Origin of the sequence: Bacteroides sp. Marseille-P8574 (assembly GCF_902825465.1) — a bacterium.
Lineage (GTDB): Bacteria > Bacteroidota > Bacteroidia > Bacteroidales > Bacteroidaceae > Bacteroides > Bacteroides uniformis.
The window spans coordinates 303,851-324,781 of sequence record NZ_CADEBE010000001.1 but is presented as its reverse complement, the minus strand read 5'-3'; the positions used below and the strand labels follow the sequence as shown (position 1 = coordinate 324,781).

Below are 20,931 nucleotides of genomic sequence, written 5' to 3'. Positions count from 1 at the left end.
CTTTTTTATCTTGTTCTCATATAAGAATTTAGAAAAACTCAATAGGTATGAATATAGATAAGAAAGCAGGGCATATTGACCCGAAAGTAGCATTGTCCCAGGCAGAACATGAAAAGGGAACAGTACCCGGACAACAGATTGGCCTTTACGGTAATGCAGACAAGAGAGATGTTCGTCAGGTCGTAAAGATTCTGAATCCTGACAAAAACAGTATGGAGAGCAGAGGTTAACCCTCTGCTTTTTTTATTACATGCCTCTTTCTTCGTCGAGTCCAGATGATTTGTTGGAGGGTTTTGTATCTTTGTACCCGGAAATGAAACTCTTAAAAACAAAAGCAGGATGCTACGGAAAGGAGACCTCACTCAAGGAGGCATAACCGGTACTTTATTACGTTTTACCCTACCCATGATGGTAGGGTCTTTTTTGCAGCAATGCTACAACATTGCAGATACGCTCATTGTAGGCCAATGCATTGGTGCAGGGGCGTTGGCGGCGGTCGGTTCGGCATACACATTGATGGTTTTCCTTATATCCGTTTTGCTGGGACTGGCGATGGGCAGTGGCACTGTGTTCTCTTTACATTATGGTGCCGGAAACCATGTAGCACTGCGTCGTAGCATATTCAGTTCGTTTGTACTGATAGGTATCGTGACACTGATACTGAATGTAGCCGTTTTTATCTGGCTCGATCCTATTCTCCGGCTGTTGCAGGTTCCGCAAGACATATACGGCATGATGCGCAGCTACTTGTGGATAATCTTCTGCGGTATAGTTTTCACTTTTATCTATAACTTCTACGCATCTCTGCTGCGTGCAGTAGGGGATTCTGTCACTCCGCTTTGGTTTCTGGCAGTTTCTGTCGTTCTGAATATAGCGCTCGACTTGTTTTTTATCCTACAACTGGATTGGGGAATTCAGGGTGCGGCTGCGGCCACTGTCCTCGCTCAAGGAGTAGCTGCTCTGGGTATCATCATTTATACTTACAGAAGGCGTCCGGAACTGCGATGGCATCATGAAGACATGTGTTTTGACCGTACTTGCTTGAAGGAAATAGCTTCCTTCTCTACACTGACTTGCATCCAACAGTCGGTGATGAATCTGGGAATCCTGATGGTACAGGGACTTGTCAACAGCTTTGGAACAGCGGTAATGGCAGCTTTTGCGGCAGCTGTGAAGATTGACTCTTTCGCCTATATGCCCGTGCAGGAATTTGGGAACGCCTTTTCCACCTTTATTGCACAGAACTTTGGGGCAGCACGTTACGACCGTATCCGCCGGGGTGTTTGCAGTGCATTTGTCACAGCGGTTGTTTTCTCACTCCTCGTGTCCGTGCTGGTTTTCGTGTTTGCCGAGCCACTGATGCTTATCTTTGTCCGTCCGGACGAGACGGAGATTATTGCGGTGGGAGTGGCGTACCTACGCATCGAAGGGGCTTTCTACTGTGGCATCGGCATCTTATTTTTGCTGTACGGATACTACCGGGCCATCCGTATGCCGGGCATGTCTGTTGTGCTGACTGTGCTGTCGCTGGGTACCCGTGTCGTTCTTTCCTACTGGCTGGCCTCGATGCCCGAGGTTGGGGTGACGGGCATCTGGTGGTCCATCCCCATCGGCTGGCTGATTGCCGACGTGGTCGGCATCTGGTACTATCGGTACAAGAAGTTCCGTTTTCAGGAATCTAAGGCATGATGCGGCAAATTTGCTCCACTGTCCTTCGGATATTTTCTTGAGCAAATTCAGGCTGCATGGCCTGCTCTAAAGAGATGGGAGAGGGGGGAATGGAGAATACGCCCCGGAATCCGGCTGCATTCAGTATCCCGGCATCCTCTATCGCTCCTGCCAGCAGGATGACGGGAATATGTTGCCTCCTTGCTTCCTGCAAGATGCCCGAAGGTACTTTCCCCATAAGAGTCTGCCGGTCCGATTTCCCTTCTCCGGTGATGAGGAGGTCGGCATCCTTAATCTTTTCTGCAAAGTCCAGAGTTTCCAAAAGAAGCTCTATGCCGGGTTTCAACTGTGCATCCAGAAATGCGTGGAGACCGCCCCCCATACCGCCTGCCGCACCAGCACCGGGATGCAAGGATACGTCTTTGCCGGTAGTGCGGAATATGACGTCCGAAAGATGCTGCATAGCAACATCCAGTTCCTTCACCATATCCGCGTCTGCTCCTTTTTGGGGAGCGAATACGTGGGCTGCTCCATTGGGACCGAAGAAAGGATTGCGTACATCACACGCCGCCGTGAAACATGCCTTTTTCAGTGTGGGATGGGCAGAAGAGCTGTCTATGGAGCTGATTTCCGATAGAAGGGCACCGCATAGGGCGATGCCTTTTTCCATGCTTCCCACTTCGTGTCCTTCTTTATCGAAGAAACGGAATCCCAATGCTTGCAGCATTCCCAGACCGGCATCGTTCGTGGCGCTCCCTCCAAGTCCGATGACGAAACGGAGGCATCCCCGTTTCAAGGCATCGCGTATCAGTTCGCCCGTTCCGAAGGTGGTGGTTTTCATCGGATTCCTTTTGTCGGCAGGAACCAGTGGCAGGCCGCTGATGGCAGCCATTTCTACGAATGCGGTATTGCCGTCTCCGGAGATGCCGTAACTGGCATCGCACGGTTGCATCAACGGGTCGTGGGCACGGACGGTGATACGTTTTCCGTTACTGGCTGCAAGTAGGACGTCGAGCATGCCTTCTCCACCGTCGGCCACGGGGAGCACGATGGTCTGGCATTCGGGACATGCGGCATGTACCCCTTGGGCGGCAGCTTCTCCGGCTTCTGCCGAGGTGAGGCATCCTTTGAAGGAATCAAGGGCAATTACTATCTTTTTCATAAATACGTTTTTTATAGTTTCGTCATGCTTCGGATGACAAGTTGTACAATTACAAAGGTATATACAAAATTTCATTTCTTTTTCATGCAAGCATGAAAGTTCTCTCTTCAGTTTGCATTATCTTTGCAGCATGAGCGAAGATACGTATAAAACCATCGTTGCCCTTTCCGAGGGCATTTACACTGAAAAGCGCAGCAAGTTCATTGCTATTGCCCTGCCGGTGCGTACAGTAGAGGAGGTGAAGGCGCATCTGGAAACTTACCAGAAGAAATACTACGACGCCCGCCACGTGTGCTATGCCTACATGCTGGGCCATGAGCGGAAGGACTTCCGTGCCAACGACAACGGGGAGCCTTCGGGCACGGCAGGCAAGCCGATTCTGGGACAAATCAATTCCAACGAACTGACGGATATTCTCGTCATCGTAGTGCGCTACTTCGGCGGTATCAAGTTGGGTACGAGTGGACTGATTGTAGCTTATAAGGCTGCTGCCGCCGAAGCCATTGCCGCTGCCACCATCGTTGAAAAGACGGTAGATGAGGCGGTGACTTTCCTCTTCGAATACCCCTTCATGAACGATGTGATGCGGGTGGTGAAGGAGGAGGAGCCGGAAATTCTGGAACAGTCGTATGATATGGACTGTCGCATGACGCTCCGCATCCGTCAGTCCATGATGCCGAAGTTGCGGGCACGGTTGGAGAAAGTAGAAACATTAAGGTTTGAATAATACAACAAATGGGATAAGAGCCCCTTTTAATAGGGAAATTGTTCGTTTCCTTTAACGGAACAAGTTGTTTTGTCCTTCGGAACAGACTGTTTTCTTTGCGGAAACGGCATCACTCCTTATGAAAGGCTGACTCCCTCCTTTAAACAAAAGAAAATTTATGGCATTTAGTGCAACAAAAAGAGAACTGGGTGAGCTCTACACCTTCTTTCGCCTGCTGGCGGATGGAGCCGTGTCATTGGGTACACCGAAAGCTGAAAAAGACGAAACTCTGCGCTGGCCCGTTGCCTTGATACAGAGGGAAGAGCATGACGGTACGCGCCGTTACTATATCGAAGCGCAGGAAGTGCGCATTGTCAGCGGAACTACCGGGAAGGACGGTTCGTTTGTTCCGGGCGAGAAGGAGGAACTGCGTTTCCCCCGCGAAGACTTTGGTGATGCGGCAGAGTTGGTTCTGCATCTGTTGAAGAACGTTTCGGGCGAGGAAGTGGAAGTATCCGAAGGTTTGGAAGCCTTTTTGGATGCTGTCAACATCTTCGACCTGGAAGCAAAGACGGAGGACCGTACCGACTTCTCCGTTGCCTTCTGGCATCCCGAAGCACCTCTGACGGGCTTCAATGTCCGTTGTCGTCTCGCCCCGATGAATCCGTTGCTGGACGGAGGACGTACGGCAAATCTGAAGCTGGAGCAAAGCGGTGTCAAGTTTGCCGTGCCCACGGTGAACAAGGTGAATGCCTTGCCGGAATCTCCTACGGAAGTGGCAGAACGCATGATGATGATTGAGCGACTGGGCGGCGTGCTGAAGTATGCCGACGTTGCCGACCGCGTATTCCGCTGCAACCTGCTGATGATAGACCTCCACTTCCCCCGCATGCTTGCCGAGATGGTGCGCTTGATGCACTTGGACGGCATTACCCGCATCAGCGAATTGACGGAGCGCATCAAGGAGATGAATCCGCTGAAGATAAAAGACGAGTTGATAAACAAGCACCGCTTCTACGAGTTCAAGATGAAGCAGTTCCTGCTGGCACTTGCCCTCGGCATGCGCCCTGCCAAAATTTATAACGGTACGGACTCTGCCGTCGAAGGCATCTTCTTGACGGACGGTAGCGGGCAGGTACTTTGCTACCACAAATCCCGTCCGCAGGTCTTTGCAGATTTCCTTTATCAGAACACGCGTTTGGAGAAAGGTGCCGTAGAGAAAGATAAATACGGCTTCTTGGAGCGCGAGAACGGCGTCTGGTACTTCAAGCTGAATGTAAAGATTGGGTTGGTGAAACGGTGAAACAGCCCCACTGAACACGTACTGATGTGCATTATCAATTATCAACTATCAATTCTCAAATAAATAAATGAACGAGACATTACAAACCATCAAGGCACGCCGCAGCGTCCGTGCCTATACGGAACAGCAAGTTTCTGCAGAAGATTTGAACCTTATTCTTGAGGCGGCTACTTATGCCCCCAACGGTATGCATTTGGAGACGTGGCACTTTACCGCCATCCAGAATAAGGAGGTGCTGGAAGAGCTGAACGATAAAATCAAAGGTGTCTTTGCCAAGAATGACGACCTCCATACACGGGAGCGTGGACACAGCCAGACTTATTGTTGCTACTATCATGCCCCCACGTTGGTCATTGTCTCCAATGAGCCGGACAAGTGGTGGGCCGGTATGGATTGTGCCTGCGCCTTGGAGAACATTTTCCTTGCAGCCAAGTCCCTCGGCATCGGTTCCTGCTGGATTAACCAGTTGGGGCAGACCTGCGACGACCCCGATGTCCGCGCTTTCTTGACAAAGCTGGGTGTACCCGAGAGCCATAAGGTATATGGCTGCGCAGCCCTGGGATATGCTCCCGCCGATGCTCCGGTGAAGGAGAAAAAGGTGAAGGAAGGTACGGTGACCATCATCCGCTAAACAGAGATACCCGCAGGAGAGGTGGCAGTTAGGTAATTAATCATACATGAAGCAAAATAACGTATAATTCCGTCACTCTCCGTTGGGCTTCCTCTTCATAGAGGAAATGGGTTATCGCTGCATATTAATGATGCCGCTGTCCGTATCACTGTTGTTCAGCCCCTTGTTGCCTGCCTTGTGCTTGCGTCCGAACTCGAATGTATAGCCCATGCGCAGTACGACCATCTGTCCCGTCTCCCTGACGAATGTTTCGGAACGGAAAGGAGCCACTTCACTGATTCTTTCTTTTCCCACCTTATAGTTATTGGTGAAAGGAAACATAATACCGATTCCTGCTTGAAGGTTACGCCGGGTGTACATTGCCATGAATGCCGTCTGGTTTTCGTTCTTCTTGATGGTTTCGCCGAAGAAATTGTTCTGCACTTTCCGGAACTGCCCGAGTAGCGAGAAGTCTTTATATTGCACTTGCGCCATCACGCTGTAATAGAATTCATCGTACATATGGCTATAGTTCAAACCTTCCGACCAACTGCGCGTATATCCTCCCGAAGCATAAAGCGTCAGGAAATCTTTCAGTCCGAACAGTGTAGCGCCATTTATGCCGGCCATCAGTTCCGTATTCAGGCTTTGGAACGACCGCTGGTTTTCATCCTTCAGTATCAGTTTGCCGTCCTCCACGAAGATGCTTTCCATGATGGGATTGTCATAATACTGGTGGCGCACGCTCAGATTGGCGTTGAACTGTTTCTTCGAATAGCTGTAAGACAAGGAGTTCGTGAACTGTTGATACGTTTTCAGCAACGGGTTGCCGCGGACTATCTGTATCGTATCCATCGCCTGCTCCACATCCGTCAGCGAACCGAGTGACGGTATGGCAGGACTGATGTTGAACCGGTAGCGCAGGAATCCCGCCTTCTTCAGATTATAGCTCAACCGCACGGTGGGCGTGAAGGTATAGTAGGCATGGTCTTCCTCACTCTCCTTGAACCAGGCGCGCGTCATGCCTACGCTGCCCGCATAGCTGAAGTCCTTTACCTTGCCCTGCACCTCGAAGAAAGCGGATGTCTGCGACTGGTCCATCTTCGAAGTGGTAGGGTTGGAACCTTTATACTCATTCTCTGTCCGCATCTGATAGTGGCGGGCACCGCCGCTCAGCTTCACCTCCTTGAAGCTCTTTTCATAAATGGCTTCGCCGATGACGGAGCGCTTGTCGCCGTCCACTAATGTCTGAATATCTGCCAGCGGTACGTTCTCGTCCTTGTACTCTTTGTATTTCCGGTTGTTCTTGGTATGGATGAGCGTTCCCGTCACATTCATCTGGATGCTCTGCTGATGGGGCAGGGTATGCTGGAAGTAAAGGTCGAGCGCCGGAGAGTAGCTGGATGTGTGGTTGTTGACGTACGAATAGATGGACTCCGTGCTGCCCACTGCCCACATCTTGTTCAGTTCATTTTGGTAGGGGGCATTGCTGAGGTTGTTACGGAAGATGGCATTGAATACATATTTGTCCGCTTTCGTCAGATTGTACGTCAGATTCAGGTTGTTGATGAAGCTCAGAGAGGGCGACTCGTCTTCGATGCCTTCCTTGATGCGGTCGATGGTGCGGTCGCCCAGATAGAAGGTTTCGTGGGATTCGAGGCGGCTGTGATACTTGCCGTTCTTGTTGAAGTAGTCGATGCCCCATTCGGAGTTCTTGTAATTGAACTTCGCGCTCAGGAAATTCTCTCCCCATAGGGTGTGGGGCGAATCGGAGAGTTGGAAGTTCACAACACCGCCCGTTTCGCGGCGGCGCAGGATAATGTTGACTACGGCGCCCAGTTCATCGTCTCCGTACTGCTTGCCGGGGTCTTCGATGAACTCCACACGCAGTACGTCTTTGGCTCTGACGGCCGCTATCTCCTTGTCTGTCACTTTAATGCCGTTGATACGGGTTTGTACGGCCCCACCACCGCTGACGCTCATGCTGTTGCTCAGATTGTCCACTTGCAGACGGGCAATGCCGAGATTGTTCAGCAGGTCGTAGGCACCGAACGAGCGTTTCAGCTGGCTTTCGGAAGGCAGGATAATTTGCCGGTCTACCCGCTGCAGCACATTGCTGGCGGATACCGTCACTTCACCGAGGCTCACAGCATCTTCCTGCAACTGTACATCGCCCAGGTCGAGGCTTTTATTCAGTTTCAGCAGTATGTTTTCACTTTGGAGGCCGATGAAGGAGATGGAAAGGCGGTAATCGCCTGCCTTGATTTTATGGAGGGCGAACTTGCCTTGTGCATCCGAGGTTACTCCGGTCACCAAAGTAGAGTCTATGGTCCATAATGACACATTGGCGGCTATAACTGCCTCTTGCGAGGCGTCCGTGACGCGTCCTTTGATGGAGAGGCTCTGTGCCTGCGTACGGAGTACGGAGAGGGCAAGCAATAGTAAAAAAAGTTGGTTTTTCATAATCGTTTGTATTAGTCTGTTACTGTTGGATAGGGATGCAAAAGCCACTCCTTTCGTTAAGGAAAGATGTTGAGGCTTGTATATCAGTTGTTTATACTTTCCTCGTCTGTCCGATGAAAGTTAGGAATGCATGAAGGAATAAATCTCGTACATCAGTGTCGAAACTTTGACAATCGTAAGTCCGAAGAGGAGTCCGAAGGTAATCCATAATGCAGTCTTTGCGTATCTCTTCATGAACCGTCTTTTTTAAGTTTGTTATATCGTTCTGTTATTTCTTCTATACTGATGCCGAGTAGCTCCATGCTGCGGAACATGTCGGCAAGCTGGTTGTCAAAAAACTCTTTCTTCTGTATTCGCATCACTTTCTTCACCGCATCTTTGGAGAGGTAGAACCCCATTCCCCGTTCCGGGTAGATGATGTCCTCCGTCTGGAGGTATTCATAGGCCTTCAACACGGTGCGCGAGTTCACTGCCAGTTGTGTGGAGAGCTCCCTCACGGATACCACCCGCTCTTCCGCCCGCCATTCGCGGGTGAGAATCTTGCTGAAACAGAAGTCTACAATCTGCTGGTATATCGGCTTGTTGGTCTTGAAGTCCATAGGCTACAGTTGTTTTTCTTTGAGCAGGAAGTAGCTCGATACCCATGAACCGAGCAGCACACTGATGGGAGCCGCATAATTGCAGAAAGTCACAATGGCTTGTGCACCGGCCGACAACGGATAGTTGGTGTGGGGCCATGTGGCAATGTTATCCATCCAGTATCCGTCCGCTCTGGCTTCGGGCATGAGGGAGGCCACAAAAGTTACAATTCCTATGCAGACGGCAATGGAGCCTACAAAGATGGTGAAACTTTTCAGCAGGACTTGCCGACTGAAGGCGAAGTAGCCGATGAAGGCGGAAGCATGCAGGATTACATAGGTCAGTATCTGGGTGTTGTGTATCCGGAACATCGTGATGTGCGTTGCGAAATACTGCAGGAACTCGCTGCCGCTTAAGGACAGCAGACCTTTGAGGCAGGCTATCAGCAGGCTGCAGAATAGGGGAAGCAGCAGCAGGTATTTTATCCAGATATGCAGGAACTTCTCGAATGCCGATGCCGGCAGCAGTATATCGAGAGTGGAGCTGCGTTTGCTGAATTTTGTTTCCAGCAGGCAGGGGGCCATGAGGATAAAACATAGTACGTAGCGGGAGAATTCGGTGGCAGAGGTATGTTTGCCGTAGTAACTTCCACCGCGGTTTATGTCGTAGAGAATGCACAGGATGCAGATGAACGATACGACGGCTGCTGACCAAAGCAGGTGCCTGCCGGTCTCATTCCTTTTATATTGTTCCAGTAGCAGGAAGCGTTTCAGATTAAAAGTTGCGTTCATAGTTCTGTTTGTATGATGGATTTTCATTGAAACATGCTCTGTATCTTTTCCGGTTGTTGCAGCACCGCTTTATACAGCAGCTCGATGTCCGGTGTGTTCTCTTCTCCGTCCTCGTTGGGAATGATGGAGAAATAACCCGATAGATTCTCTTCGCTGTAGATGCTTTCTTCCGGCAGAATGCTTGTCCGGGCAAAGAGAAGCCGGTTACTGATTTCGTCCAGCGAACGGTTCAGTAATATTTCGCCTTTGCCAAGGATGATGAGGTGGTCCAGCAGGTTCTCGAAATCGTGTGCCTGATGGGTGGAGATGAGCAGCGTGCTTTCATCGTCCATGCTGCGGCTGATGATACGCTTCAAGGCTTGGCGAGAAGTGATGTCCAGCCCGTTTGTCGGTTCGTCGAGTAGTATGTATGGAGTATGCAGGGCAAAGGCGTATGCCAGCATTGCCTTCTTCTGTTGTCCGTAGGAGATGGAAGAGAATTTTTGTTTCCGGTCGATTTTCAGTTCTTCCAGGTTCAGCTCGAATTCTTCTTGATTGAAATGTGGATAGAATACGGAATGGCGTGCAGCGAAGCTGGCGATACTCTCGGTTGGCATCTGCAACTCTTCGGGCAGGAAGAAGTAACGGTTCAACCCTTCGGGCTGTCTCTCCGCCGTGTTTCTTCCGTCTATACTGCACTTTCCGTTTTTGGGGAAGAGTAGTCCGCAGATGAGATGCATCAGCGTCGTTTTGCCTACACCGTTTTCCCCCAGAAGTCCATATATACCGTTTCCTATTTCCAAAGATATATTGTTGAAAATAAGTGGATTGGACTTGTAACCGTAGCTTGTGTTCTCTATCGTTATCATAACTTTATTGGTGTTGTACTGATGTACAACACTGCAAACGTAGGGTAAGTTATGGAGAAAAGCAAGGGGGAGAGATGCTTATTAACTTCTTTTAGCGGTTGTGCGCTTGCCGTTTGCTTACAGCATCTTCACCAGTATGTCCCATACAGCCACCATGTGGCAGGCTGAACCGCCCAATACAAAGAAATGGAAAACCGAATGCATGTACCGTGCCTTGCGCAAGGAGTAGAAGGCAGCTCCCGTGATGTAGCATACCCCCTCGGCAATAATCCAGTAGCAGGCTGTGGGGGAGAGGGCGAAAAGCTGCTTGAATACTACCAGTACGGACAGCCCCATCAAGATGTAGCACACTGTTTCCACGTAACTGTGCTCCTCCATCTTGCGGAAGCTGACAACAGTGCCGATAATGGCGCATAGCCAGACGAAGCCGAACAGTCCCCAGCCCCAACCGCCGTCCTCTCTCAATGCAATGAGTGTGATGGGGGAATAACTGCCTGCAATGTGCCAATAGATGGCTGCATGGTCCCAATGCCGCAAGCGTCGTTTCCACGGATTATGATGTTTCAGGGAGTGGTAGAGTGTGGAGGCAAGATAGGAGCCGCCCATACCGAACAGATAGAGCCATACACCGAATGCTGCCCAAAGATTCTGTGCTTGGTAGCATTTTATCAGGAATAGTGTACTTACAATTACTCCCATGGCAATGCCGATGCCATGGGAGATGGAATTGATGGTTTCTTCTTTTTTACTATAAAATAGTCCGTTACGCTTTCTTTTCATCAGTCGAAGCATCCATAGCATGTGGGCAACAGTTTACGGTCTCCCAACGTGTTGTCTACACGTGCCACGTTCACCCAGAACTTGTTTTCGCGCACGCTTTCTATCGGGTAGGCTGCCTTTTGGCGGGTATAGCTGTGCTCCCACGTGTCGGCTACCACTTCGTATTCGGGATGTGGGGCATTCACCAGCACGTTGTCCGTCTTGTCGGCTTCGCCGTTCTTTACCTCTTGAATCTCGTCCCAGATGGTCAGCATCACCTGCACGAAGTTATCCAGTTCGGCAAGGCTTTCGCTTTCCGTCGGTTCAATCATCAGTGTGCCGTGTACCGGGAAGGAGAGGGTGGGGGCATGATAGCCGTAGTCCATCAGACGTTTGGCGATGTCGTTTTCACTGATGCCCGTCTCTTCGTGCACCTTGCGGCATTCCAATATCATTTCGTGTCCCACGAAGCCGGTAGCACCGCGATAAACAATGCCGTACGTATCCTTGAGGCAGGCTGCCAGGTAGTTGGCGCTGAGGATAGCTATCTTCGTGGCACGCGTCAGTCCTTCCGTTCCCATCATGTGGATGTAGCCATAAGTGATGGGCAGGATACCTGCGCTGCCGAAGGGAGCTCCGGACACCTGGTTGGCTGCATTGCCGAACAATTTGTGTCCCGGAAGGAACGGAACCAGATGCTCTGCCACGCAGATGGGGCCTACGCCCGGTCCGCCGCCGCCGTGAGGAGAGGCGAACGTTTTGTGCAGATTCAAGTGGCAGACGTCCGCACCGATAAAGCCGGGATTCGTCAAGCCTACTTGGGCATTCATATTGGCGCCGTCCATATATACCTGCGCACCGCAGGCATGTATGATGTGGCAGATTTCCACAATTTCCGTTTCAAAGATACCGTGTGTGGAAGGGTAGGTAATCATCAGGGCGGCGAGGTCATCCTTGTTTTCTTCCGCTTTGGCACGCAAGTCGGCCATATCCACATTGCCTTGTGCGTCGCAGGCGCAGGTCACAGTGGTAAAGCCTGCCTGGATGGCAGAAGCCGGGTTGGTGCCGTGTGCGGATGCCGGTATCAGCACCTTATTGCGGTGTCCTTGCCCGATGCTTTCCAGATAGGCGCGGATGACGCGGAGTCCGGCATATTCGCCTGCCGCACCGGAGTTGGGTTGCAGGCTGACGCCGGCAAAGCCGGTAATTATCTTCAGTTCTTCACTGAGGTTGCTTATCAGTTCGCGGTAACCTTTGGCCTGGTCTTCGGGCACCAGGGGATGCATGTTCATGAATTCCGGACGGCTGAGCGGAAGCATCTCTGCGGCAGCGTTCAGCTTCATGGTGCACGAGCCGAGGGAAATCATGGAGTGTGCCAGTGAGATGTCCTTGCGGTCGAGACGCTTGATATAGCGCATCATCTCCGTTTCCGTATGGTATTTGTTGAATACTTCGTGTGTCAGATAGGCGCTTTGGCGTTTCATCTCCGCGCTGATGCTGCTTGCCATGGGTACATCGCTTGCCTTTTCCCAATCCCTTCCGGCGGCAATGGCAAAGATGGAGAGCAGTACGTTGACGGCAGTGATGTCCGTAGTCTCATCGATGCTCATACCTACGTCCCCATTCTTGAAATAACGCAGGTTCACTTCCTTGCTCAAGGCGATGGTACGTATCTGCTGTGCCGAAATGGTGTCGGGCAGTGCAAAGCGGAGCGTGTCGAAATATTGTGCATTGACCTGCTTGTACCCCAGTCTGTTGATACTTTCTTCCAGAAATACGGCAATGCTGTGGATGCGTTCTGCAATGGTGCGGATGCCTTCCGGACCATGATATACGGCATAGAAGCCTGCCATTGTAGCCAGCAGTGCCTGTGCGGTACAGATGTTGGAAGTCGCCTTTTCACGCTTGATGTGTTGCTCGCGGGTTTGCAGCGCCATGCGGTAGCACAACTTGCCGTATTTGTCTTTCGACCAGCCGATGATGCGTCCCGGCATATTGCGCTTGTACTCGTCGCGGGTGGCAAAGTAGGCTGCCGACGGCCCTCCATAGAACATCGGGGTACCGAGCCGTTGTGTGGTTCCGAAGACGATGTCAGCTCCCCATTCTCCCGGAGGGGTGAGCAGGGCGAGGCTCAGAATGTCGGCGGCAACGGCCACTTTGCAGTTGGCTGCATGGGCTTTTTCCACGAAGGCGCGATAATCTTCCACGTTGCCGGCGGCGTTGGGATATTGCAGTACGCAGGCGAAGATGTCTGGTGTGAATTCCATTTCATGGTATTTTCCTATACGCAGCTCGATACCTTGCGGAATGGCGCGGGTAGTCATTACTGCCAGTGTCTGCGGGAAGACGGCTTCGTCTACAAATACCACGTTGGCGCCCGATTTCTGTATGTCGCGCGGACGCAGGGCATACATCATCGTCACGGCTTCGGCTGCGGCAGTCGCTTCGTCCAGCAGGGAGCAGTTGGCAAGGGGCATGCCGGTGAGGTCGCATACGGCAGTCTGGAAGTTCATCAAGGCTTCCAGGCGTCCTTGTGAGACTTCGGTCTGATAGGGGGTATAGGAAGTGTACCAAACGGGGTTCTCGAATACATTCCGTTGGATAACGGCAGGAGTGATGGTGTTGTACCATCCCATACCGATATAGGTTGTGTAAAGTTTGTTTTTGGCAGCCAGCCCTGCAATATGTTGTCCGAATTCGTACTCTGTCATTGTCTTGGGCAGAGCCAGCGGTTCTTTCAAGCGGATGTTGGCAGGAATGGTTTTATCAATCAGCTCGTCCAGGCTTTTCACTCCTATTTTTTGGAGCATCTTCTCCTCGTCTTTTTCGCTGATGCCGATGTGGCGGTAGGCCAATAGGTCGTTTTTCATGGCTGTAATGATTTAAAAGTTTGCTGTATATTTACCGAAAGAACGGATTCTCCGCTTTCTCTATTCCTATGGTAGTCGGCGCTCCGTGTCCGGGATAGACAATCGTGTCGTTGGGCAGGATGAACAGACGGCTGCAAATATGTTCTATCAGTTCGTCGAAGTTGCCACCGGTGAGGTCGGCACGGCCGATGCTGCCTTGAAACAACACATCCCCCGAGAACATGCAGTGGTCTGCCGCGCAATAATACACCAGACTGCCCGGTGAGTGTCCCGGTACATGGATGGCTTCCAGTTTCGTATTGCCGAAGGTGATGATGTCTCCGTCGTGCAGATAAGTGCCCAGGGGCACGGGGGCTTCCTGCAGCTGGAAGCCGAACATGCGGCTTTGTTTCGGCGCTTCGTCAATCCAGAACTCATCGGCCTGGTTGGCTTCGGCCTTCAGACCGAACTCTTTCAGCATGAAAGGATTGCCGAAGATATGGTCCAGATGCAGATGGGTATTCAGCAGATGTTTCACATTCAGCCCATTCTTGGTAATGAAGTTTTTCAAGGCCTGCTTTTCTTCCTCATAAAAGCAGCCCGGGTCAATGACGACCGCTTCATTGGTTTCGTCCCAAAGCACATAACAGTTCTCCGGGAACATATTAAATTCGAATCTCTTTATTTTCATATTATGTATTTAGATTTCTAAACCTCAACTATCTCTCAACACCCTACGTACACTACTTTTTTTGTCTCGAAGAACTCCTCTTCAAAGAACTCCTTCAGGTCCCACAACGTGGTCTTGTTCTTGACGGGCATGGTTTCGTTCCCCAATTCGCCCCCCTTGAGGCAAATCAGTCCGTTGGGCAATGCGTTCTGCTGTTTTGGGGAGATGTTCTTACGGATAATCTTCAGCAGGTCTGTCAGCGGCATCACGGCACGGCTCACCACAAAGTCGAACTTCCCTTTTTCCTCTTCTGCACGGGCATGACGGAAGGTGGCGTTTTTCAGCCCGATGCTGTTGGCTATTTCGGAGGCTACGCGTACTTTCTTTCCGATGCTGTCCACCAGATGGAATTGTACTTCGGGGAAAAGGATGGCCAGCGGGATTCCCGGAAAGCCTCCTCCCGTGCCGAGGTCCATAATCTGTGTCCCCGGTCTGAAGCGGATTACCTTGGCTATGCCCAGAGAATGCAGCACATGGTGTTCGTACAAGTTCTCTATATCTTTGCGTGAAATGACATTAATCTTAGAGTTCCAGTCCATGTAGAGGTCGTAGAGGGCGGCAAACTGCCGTTTCTGTTCTTCCGTCAGGTCCGGGAAATATTTGAGTATTAAATCCATTGTGAATTTTATGTTGATAGACAATTGATTACGGTTCCTATTGGTCGCCTGCTTTTATCGTATTGCTCAAGGTGACGAATTCGCTGTTCATCAGATGGGTTATGTCCTCATAAGACAACGTGATTTTGGTTGCTCCCATTACGTATGGGGCAATTTCATATACATTATAATAGAAGGTGATTCCCGTTGGGTCCAGATAGAAATTCTCGATAGGCTCCAGGTCACCGGTGGTGGCGTAGCCCATGTCCTCCAGCTCTTGGCGGGTGCTGACGTTGTTGTCTGCCATCAGCTGTTTCCAAAGCAAGTCGGTCAGCGCTTCCTTATAGTCGCCTTCAAAGAGGTCGCCTAGGTGGATGGGGCTTAAGGTCTTTAGGTCGAGGTTGAGGAAGGTGGACATATAGATGCCGTGTGCGCCGCCGGTATATTCGTTGTAATCTATACGGTAGGTCAGTATTAAGGTATTGCACAACTGCACATGGCTTTCGATTCCTTTATAATAGGAATACCAGGCTCCTATGCTCTGCTCGTCCTGTTTGTCCTCCTCGTCTTTCTTGTACATCGGCTCCAGGTCATTGCGGTAGTCGCCGACATATTTCTCCGTATATTTCTTGACAGCTTCTTCGGGTGTCATCGCCATGTACTTGTCGCCGAAGCAGGCAGATAGGAAGAAGGTGTTCAGACTGTCTTTCAGCCTTACGTCGGATGACTGGCTGGCATAGGCAACGTTGAGGATGAGGTTGCAGGCCGGCTTGGCTGTGTCTCCGAAGAGATGTACGGTTTCGTTTACTTGTATACTGTCGAACTCCAACGCGTATGCGTTTTTGTTCACGGTGTTACCGCAGGAAAAGAAAAGGCCGCTTGCCGCAAGCAGAAGGACAAGTAGGCTGACAGTTTGCTTTTTCATATTGAGTTTCGTTTATAAATCAACATATCAATCAAAAAACTTTATCGACAAATATAGAACTTATTAACGAACTGCAGGCATAAAAAAGGAAAAATTAATTCCGGCAAACGGTTAAAACTTTCTATCTTTGCAGCGCTTATGAAGGAACTCCGTTACATACTGGCTGTACTCTTTTCCTCTCTTATCATTATAAGCGGAGTGGGGATTTCTGTAGTTCAGTATTGCTGTGCCGGATGCGAGACGACACAAAGTTGCTGCACCTCCGGCTGTTCCAAATGCCATCATGCACATCGTGGTTCACAAAAAACGTGCAAGGATACCGGTTGTACAGCCGTCTACTACAAGGTGGATTTCGTGAAACATGCACACGAGTCTGCTTCGTTCGTGCCATCCCTTACACTGTTTTGTGAGCAACTGCCGCTGTTTGATTACTCCTTGCCGCAAGTGGCCTGCACTCCGGAAGTGCATTTCGGGGCACCGCCATATGTCGTCGGCTCGCGTCATTATCTGGCGCTCTATTCCACGCTTCTCATTTAGTGTTGTTTTATACGGGGCAATGACATGAATTGTCCGGAGGGAATTGTTTGTTTTTTAATCACTTCTTTAAGTATAAAACAGAAATGAAATATAGTTTGATAGCCATCCTTCTGTTCTCTTTCATCCCCTTGCAGGCGCAGGTAAAGGGAACGGTAAAGGATAATTTGGGCGACCCGATTGCGGGTGCCAACCTCTTCTGGCAGGGAACCACTCAAGGAACCACCACTTCGGCAGACGGTACCTTCTCCTTGTCCAAACCCAATGACAAGCATATGCTTGTAGTCAGCTTTATCGGTTTTGAGAATGATACGATACACGTCAGTAACCGCAATGAGACGCTCGACATTGTCTTGCGCGAAGGGGTGGAACTGAGCGAGGTGAATGTGGTCAGCCGTAAGTTGGGCACCATGAAGTTGCGCAACAGTGTGATGAACGAAGATATGATAAGCAGCGCCGAGCTGAGCCGTGCTGCCTGCTGTAACCTGGGAGAAAGTTTTGTGACCAATCCTTCGGTGGACGTCACTTACTCTGACGCCGCCACCGGTGCCAAGCAAATCAAGCTTCTGGGCTTGTCCGGTACGTATGTGCAGATGATGACGGAGAATGTCCCCAACTACCGCGGCTCTGCCGCCCCCTACGGCTTGGGCTATGTCCCTGGGCCGTGGATGCAGAGCATTCAGGTGAGCAAGGGCAGTTCGTCCGTGAAGAACGGCTATGAGGCCATCACGGGACAAATCAATGTGGAATTCAAGAAACCCCAGTTGCCCGAAGCGGACTGGTTTTCGGCCAACCTTTTTGCCAGCAGCACCAACCGTTATGAAGCCAATGCCGATGCCACGGTGAAACTCTCCAAACGCTGGAGCACCTCTTTGCTGGCACATTACGAGAATGAGACCAAAGCTCACGACAGCAACGACGACGGCTTTGCCGACATCCCCCGCGTGGAGCAGTACAACCTCTGGAACCGCTGGGCATACATGGGCGACCGCTACGTTTTCCAAGCAGGCATCAAAGTGCTTACGGAAGACCGCAACAGCGGACAAGTCGGTCATGGCAAAATGCCTCTGACAGACCCTTATAAGATAAGTATAGGCACCGACCGCTACGAAGCTTTCACCAAGAACGCCTATATATTCAACAAGGAGAAGAACACTAACCTGGCATTGATCCTCTCCGGCTCCCTGCATAAGCAGGATGCCTTGTACGGACGGAAAATCTACGACGTAGACCAGCACAATGCTTATGCCTCCTTGTTGTTCGAGACGGAACTGACCAAGCGTCAAAGCCTTTCTGCCGGACTGAGCTTCAACTATGACTCCTATGACCAGCGCTACCGCCTGGACAATGACGCCGCACAGCCTTTGACGAAGAAATTCACCAAAGAAGCCGTCCCCGGCGCCTACGTGCAGTACACCTACAACTGGGACGATAAACTGGTGCTGATGGGTGGCATCCGCGGCGACCATAGCAACGAGTACGGCTATTTCGTCACCCCGCGTTTCCATGTGAAGTACAATCCCAACGAGTATGTACATTTCCGTCTTTCGGCAGGAAAAGGATACCGCACGAACCATGTGCTGGCCGAGAATAACTACCTGCTGGCAAGTAGCCGCCGGATAGACATCGCCAAACGTCTTGACCAGGATGAGGCCTGGAACTATGGCGCAAGCACTTCCGCCTATATTCCCTTGTTCGGCAAAACCTTGAACCTGAATGCGGAATACTATTACACGGATTTCAGCAAGCAGGTGGTGGTAGACATGGATACGGACCCGCATGCCGTTCTGTTTTACAACCTTCACGGCCGTTCCTATTCGCAGGTAGTGCAGGTGGAGGCAAGCTATCCGTTCTTCCCGGGTTTCACCTTTACCGCGGCTTACCGTTGGACGGATGCCAAGACGAATTACAACGGAGAGCTGATGGAGAAACCCCTTACCAGCAAATATAAAGGTTTGCTGACGGCTTCTTATCAGACACCTTTGGGATTGTGGCAGTTTGATGTAACTTTGCAACTGAACGGTGGCGGGCGCATGCCGGCTCCATACGAACTGACAGACGGCAATTGGTCGTGGGAAAGGCGCTATGGCGGCTTCGAGCAGTTGAGCGCACAGGTGACGCGCTATTTCCGTCGCTGGTCTATATACATCGGTGGCGAGAATCTGACAAACTTCAAACAGAAGAATCCTATCATCGATGCCTCCGATCCCTGGGGAAGCAACTTTGATGCTACGATGGTGTGGGGACCGATGCATGGAGCAAAAGCCTATGTAGGTGTCCGTTTTAACTTGCCGAGAATATAATATTATTTATTAAATCAATAGCGAAACAATGAAAACAAGAAGATTTTTAATGACTTTGGCAGTTGTACTCTTCTGGGCATCTGCCGCAATGGCAAAAGACATCCGTACAGCCGTGTTCAAGGTGGCACAGATGAAGTGTGAGAACTGTGTAAGGAAGATAAACAATAACATCCGTTTTGAGAAGGGACTGAAGGACTTCCACACAGACTTGAAGACAAAGACGGTAACCATCACGTATGATGCCGACAAGACCAATGTGGAAAAGTTGAAAAAAGGTTTCCAAAAGTTCCATTATGAAGCGGAGTTTGTCAAGGAAACCAAGCAGGACGATAAGAAGTAATTGAACAAACTGCTCATTCCGGTTGTTGCTTTATTAAAGCGGAACAACAATCATCTAAAAAATAAATCGAATGAGCAATATAATTACTAAGGCGCATCCCGTGCTGGATATGCACAGCACGGAATTGCGTGTCGTCGGCGCATGGCTTTTTGCCATCGTGCTGATACTGTTTTCTACAGTCTTTGTGCATATACCCTATACCCGTGAAATACAGATGGTACTGGCAATTCCGGTACTGCTGTTTTTCGGCTTTCCTTTTTATGCCGGTGCCTGGAAGGGAACCCGGTCGGGCCGCAACAATATAGACCGTCTGGTGGCACTTACCACCTCTGTGGCTTTTCTGTTCAGTGTGTTCAATACTTTCTTTCCGGATTATTGGCTGGGCATCGGGCTGGAACCGCATGTCTATTATGGGGTTGCCGCCGTCATCATCGCCTTTTCCCTGACTGGCGAGTTTATGGAGGAACGTGCCCGGAGAACTGTGTCGGCGGCTATCCGCCGGTTGGGAGGCTGGCAGCATAACGCAGCCCGCGTACTGCCGGAGAAGCAACGCATTGACGACCGCGTCGCTGGTTTTTTTGTCCCGGTCATTCTCATCGTTTCCCTGCTGACCTTTTTTATATGGGTGTTCTTCGGAGGCATAGGTGTAGTGTCACACGGTCTGTTTGCCGCTTTGTCCGTGTTGGTGGTGGCTTGTCCGTGTGTGATAGGGCTGGCCACTCCCGTAGCTTTGGCGGCTGGCCTCAATAAAGCCGCCCGCAATCATATCCTGATCAGGGATACTTCCGCTTTAGAGCAGATGCGCAATGTGGATGTGGTGGTATTCGATAAGACCGGGACCCTGACAGAAGGGCATCCTACGGTAATAGGCTGGCTGTGGGCGCAAGGGCAGGAGGATCATTATAAAGATGTACTGCTTGCTGCCGAGTCTACTTCGGACCATCCTCTGGCGGAAGCTATCGTTACGGCCCTGGAAGGGGAAGAGCAGGTTATCCCTGCCCATCTGGACGGTTTCGAAAGCATTGCCGGAAAAGGTGTCAGAGTGGCCTATCAAGGTGCGGAATATTGGGTAGGAAGCCATAAACTGCTGAAAGATTATCAGGCCAATTTGTCGGATATCCTGGCCGATATGCTGACGCAATATGAATCGTACGGAAACAGTATTGTCTACTTTGGGCGTGAGAACGATTTACTTGCCGTTATTGCCATCAAGGACCAGTTGCGGGTGACTTCTATGGAAGCTATCCGGGAACTGCGTACCCAGGACATCGAGATATGCATGCTTACGGGAGATGGTGAGCGTACAGCTTCTTCCGTGGCCGGCAGTTTGGGTATCATGCGTTTTGTGGCCGATGCTATGCCCGATGACAAAGAGGATTTCATCCATAAGCTACAGCTTCAGGGTAAAACGGTCGCCATGGTAGGTGATGGCGTGAACGATGCGCAAGCCTTGAGCTGTGCTGATGTAAGCATTGCCATGGGAAAGGGGACCGATACGTTGATGGACACCGCCATGATTACTCTCAGGACTTCAGACCTGCTGCTGTTGCCCAAAGTTTTCCGGTTGTCTCACCAGACTGTGGGCCTCATGTACCGGAATCTGTTTTGGGCTTTCATCTATAATACAGTGGGTATCTTTGTCGCAGCCGGAGTACTCTATCCCGTCTATGACATCCTGCTGAGCCCTGCGCTGGCAGGTGCTGCCATGGCTCTTTCCTGTGTATCCGTGGCTTTGAGCAGCCTTCGTCTGAGTTCCAGGTTCTGA

The 20,931-nt window shown here is 50.7% G+C and carries 19 protein-coding genes; 9 read left to right on the top strand and 10 right to left on the bottom strand.

Annotated elements, in window-relative coordinates; genetic code table 11:
• Nucleotides 1-47: 47 nt before the first annotated feature.
• A complete protein-coding gene (locus tag HUX74_RS01425; RefSeq protein ID WP_005828120.1) occupies nt 48-230 on the top strand; it encodes a hypothetical protein in 183 nt (60 codons plus the stop codon).
• A 109-nt stretch (nt 231-339) separates the two neighbouring features.
• A complete protein-coding gene (locus HUX74_RS01420; RefSeq protein ID WP_174646076.1) occupies nt 340-1,689 on the top strand; it encodes an MATE family efflux transporter in 1,350 nt (449 codons plus the stop codon).
• On the opposite strand, the gene HUX74_RS01415 is transcribed toward HUX74_RS01420, so the two are convergent.
• Entirely contained in the window at nt 1,679-2,830 is a 1,152-nt protein-coding gene (locus tag HUX74_RS01415; protein WP_174646075.1) for a glycerate kinase, read from the bottom strand. The genes HUX74_RS01420 and HUX74_RS01415 overlap by 11 nt on opposite strands.
• A 130-nt stretch (nt 2,831-2,960) precedes the next feature.
• Here HUX74_RS01415 and HUX74_RS01410 point away from each other — a divergent pair, with 130 nt between their 5' ends.
• The 3 genes from HUX74_RS01410 (at nt 2,961) to HUX74_RS01400 (ending at nt 5,470) form a co-directional block, all read left to right on the top strand.
• Nucleotides 2,961-3,557 carry a YigZ family protein gene (locus HUX74_RS01410; protein WP_174646074.1) on the top strand — a complete coding sequence of 199 codons (597 nt, stop codon included), beginning with the start codon at nt 2,961-2,963 and terminating at the stop codon, nt 3,555-3,557.
• A gap of 157 nt (nt 3,558-3,714) precedes the next feature.
• On the top strand, nt 3,715-4,839 hold the full coding sequence (locus tag HUX74_RS01405; RefSeq protein WP_120382018.1) for an HpaII family restriction endonuclease: 1,125 nt from the start codon (nt 3,715-3,717) through the stop codon (nt 4,837-4,839).
• A 67-nt stretch (nt 4,840-4,906) separates the two neighbouring features.
• The gene (locus HUX74_RS01400) at nt 4,907-5,470 is read left to right on the top strand and encodes a nitroreductase (protein ID WP_174646073.1); all 564 of its coding nucleotides are present in this window, start codon (nt 4,907-4,909) and stop codon (nt 5,468-5,470) included.
• Nucleotides 5,471-5,581: 111 nt separating this feature from the next.
• Here HUX74_RS01400 and HUX74_RS01395 read toward each other — a convergent pair whose 3' ends face one another.
• The 9 genes from HUX74_RS01395 to HUX74_RS01355 all read right to left on the bottom strand — a co-directional run bounded on the left by HUX74_RS01395 (nt 5,582) and on the right by HUX74_RS01355 (nt 15,989).
• Nucleotides 5,582-7,912 (bottom strand): TonB-dependent receptor, encoded by a 2,331-nt coding sequence (locus HUX74_RS01395; protein ID WP_117600577.1) that lies wholly within the window; start codon nt 7,910-7,912, stop codon nt 5,582-5,584.
• A gap of 230 nt (nt 7,913-8,142) precedes the next feature.
• The gene (locus HUX74_RS01390; protein ID WP_009036896.1) at nt 8,143-8,511 is read right to left on the bottom strand and encodes a GntR family transcriptional regulator; all 369 of its coding nucleotides are present in this window, start codon (nt 8,509-8,511) and stop codon (nt 8,143-8,145) included.
• A gap of 3 nt (nt 8,512-8,514) precedes the next feature.
• The gene (locus tag HUX74_RS01385; protein ID WP_081027275.1) at nt 8,515-9,309 is read right to left on the bottom strand and encodes a hypothetical protein; all 795 of its coding nucleotides are present in this window, start codon (nt 9,307-9,309) and stop codon (nt 8,515-8,517) included.
• On the bottom strand, nt 9,306-10,130 hold the full coding sequence (locus tag HUX74_RS01380; protein ID WP_174646072.1) for an ABC transporter ATP-binding protein: 825 nt from the start codon (nt 10,128-10,130) through the stop codon (nt 9,306-9,308). The genes HUX74_RS01385 and HUX74_RS01380 overlap by 4 nt, the downstream gene beginning before the upstream one ends.
• A 117-nt stretch (nt 10,131-10,247) precedes the next feature.
• Entirely contained in the window at nt 10,248-10,931 is a 684-nt protein-coding gene (locus tag HUX74_RS01375; protein ID WP_117600575.1) for a hemolysin III family protein, read from the bottom strand.
• Nucleotides 10,910-13,759, bottom strand: coding sequence for an aminomethyl-transferring glycine dehydrogenase (gcvP, locus tag HUX74_RS01370; RefSeq protein ID WP_174646071.1), 2,850 nt, complete (start codon nt 13,757-13,759; stop codon nt 10,910-10,912). The genes HUX74_RS01375 and gcvP overlap by 22 nt, the downstream gene beginning before the upstream one ends.
• Nucleotides 13,760-13,790: 31 nt before the next feature.
• A complete protein-coding gene (locus tag HUX74_RS01365) occupies nt 13,791-14,429 on the bottom strand; it encodes an MBL fold metallo-hydrolase (protein ID WP_117600573.1) in 639 nt (212 codons plus the stop codon).
• Nucleotides 14,430-14,464: 35 nt separating this feature from the next.
• A complete protein-coding gene (gene rsmG, locus HUX74_RS01360) occupies nt 14,465-15,085 on the bottom strand; it encodes a 16S rRNA (guanine(527)-N(7))-methyltransferase RsmG (protein ID WP_117600572.1) in 621 nt (206 codons plus the stop codon).
• Between the two features lie 37 nt (nt 15,086-15,122).
• On the bottom strand, nt 15,123-15,989 hold the full coding sequence (locus tag HUX74_RS01355) for a DUF3298 and DUF4163 domain-containing protein (RefSeq protein ID WP_119992825.1): 867 nt from the start codon (nt 15,987-15,989) through the stop codon (nt 15,123-15,125).
• 138 nt (nt 15,990-16,127) lie between these two features.
• On the opposite strand from HUX74_RS01355, the gene HUX74_RS01350 reads away from it, so the two are divergent.
• The 4 genes from HUX74_RS01350 (at nt 16,128) to HUX74_RS01335 (ending at nt 20,931) form a co-directional block, all read left to right on the top strand.
• Nucleotides 16,128-16,526, top strand: coding sequence for a hypothetical protein (locus tag HUX74_RS01350; RefSeq protein ID WP_057253292.1), 399 nt, complete (start codon nt 16,128-16,130; stop codon nt 16,524-16,526).
• 83 nt (nt 16,527-16,609) lie between these two features.
• A complete protein-coding gene (locus HUX74_RS01345; RefSeq protein ID WP_174646070.1) occupies nt 16,610-18,826 on the top strand; it encodes a TonB-dependent receptor domain-containing protein in 2,217 nt (738 codons plus the stop codon).
• 28 nt (nt 18,827-18,854) lie between these two features.
• Entirely contained in the window at nt 18,855-19,166 is a 312-nt protein-coding gene (locus HUX74_RS01340; protein WP_119992822.1) for a heavy-metal-associated domain-containing protein, read from the top strand.
• 70 nt (nt 19,167-19,236) lie between these two features.
• Complete coding sequence (locus HUX74_RS01335; RefSeq protein WP_174646069.1) at nt 19,237-20,931, top strand: heavy metal translocating P-type ATPase; 1,695 nt, start codon at nt 19,237-19,239, stop codon at nt 20,929-20,931.

Bases quoted from the DNA above. Each gene is read 5' to 3' on its own strand.
- HUX74_RS01425 (WP_005828120.1), top strand. From the start codon at position 48: ATGAATATAGATAAGAAAGCAGGGCATATTGACCCGAAAGTAGCATTG.
- HUX74_RS01420 (WP_174646076.1), top strand. From the start codon at position 340: ATGCTACGGAAAGGAGACCTCACTCAAGGAGGCATAACCGGTACTTTA.
- HUX74_RS01415 (WP_174646075.1), bottom strand. From the start codon at position 2,830: ATGAAAAAGATAGTAATTGCCCTTGATTCCTTCAAAGGATGCCTCACC.
- HUX74_RS01410 (WP_174646074.1), top strand. From the start codon at position 2,961: ATGAGCGAAGATACGTATAAAACCATCGTTGCCCTTTCCGAGGGCATT.
- HUX74_RS01405 (WP_120382018.1), top strand. From the start codon at position 3,715: ATGGCATTTAGTGCAACAAAAAGAGAACTGGGTGAGCTCTACACCTTC.
- HUX74_RS01400 (WP_174646073.1), top strand. From the start codon at position 4,907: ATGAACGAGACATTACAAACCATCAAGGCACGCCGCAGCGTCCGTGCC.
- HUX74_RS01395 (WP_117600577.1), bottom strand. From the start codon at position 7,912: ATGAAAAACCAACTTTTTTTACTATTGCTTGCCCTCTCCGTACTCCGT.
- HUX74_RS01390 (WP_009036896.1), bottom strand. From the start codon at position 8,511: ATGGACTTCAAGACCAACAAGCCGATATACCAGCAGATTGTAGACTTC.
- HUX74_RS01385 (WP_081027275.1), bottom strand. From the start codon at position 9,309: ATGAAAATCCATCATACAAACAGAACTATGAACGCAACTTTTAATCTG.
- HUX74_RS01380 (WP_174646072.1), bottom strand. From the start codon at position 10,130: ATGATAACGATAGAGAACACAAGCTACGGTTACAAGTCCAATCCACTT.
- HUX74_RS01375 (WP_117600575.1), bottom strand. From the start codon at position 10,931: ATGCTATGGATGCTTCGACTGATGAAAAGAAAGCGTAACGGACTATTT.
- gcvP (WP_174646071.1), bottom strand. From the start codon at position 13,759: ATGAAAAACGACCTATTGGCCTACCGCCACATCGGCATCAGCGAAAAA.
- HUX74_RS01365 (WP_117600573.1), bottom strand. From the start codon at position 14,429: ATGAAAATAAAGAGATTCGAATTTAATATGTTCCCGGAGAACTGTTAT.
- rsmG (WP_117600572.1), bottom strand. From the start codon at position 15,085: ATGGATTTAATACTCAAATATTTCCCGGACCTGACGGAAGAACAGAAA.
- HUX74_RS01355 (WP_119992825.1), bottom strand. From the start codon at position 15,989: ATGAAAAAGCAAACTGTCAGCCTACTTGTCCTTCTGCTTGCGGCAAGC.
- HUX74_RS01350 (WP_057253292.1), top strand. From the start codon at position 16,128: ATGAAGGAACTCCGTTACATACTGGCTGTACTCTTTTCCTCTCTTATC.
- HUX74_RS01345 (WP_174646070.1), top strand. From the start codon at position 16,610: ATGAAATATAGTTTGATAGCCATCCTTCTGTTCTCTTTCATCCCCTTG.
- HUX74_RS01340 (WP_119992822.1), top strand. From the start codon at position 18,855: ATGAAAACAAGAAGATTTTTAATGACTTTGGCAGTTGTACTCTTCTGG.
- HUX74_RS01335 (WP_174646069.1), top strand. From the start codon at position 19,237: ATGAGCAATATAATTACTAAGGCGCATCCCGTGCTGGATATGCACAGC.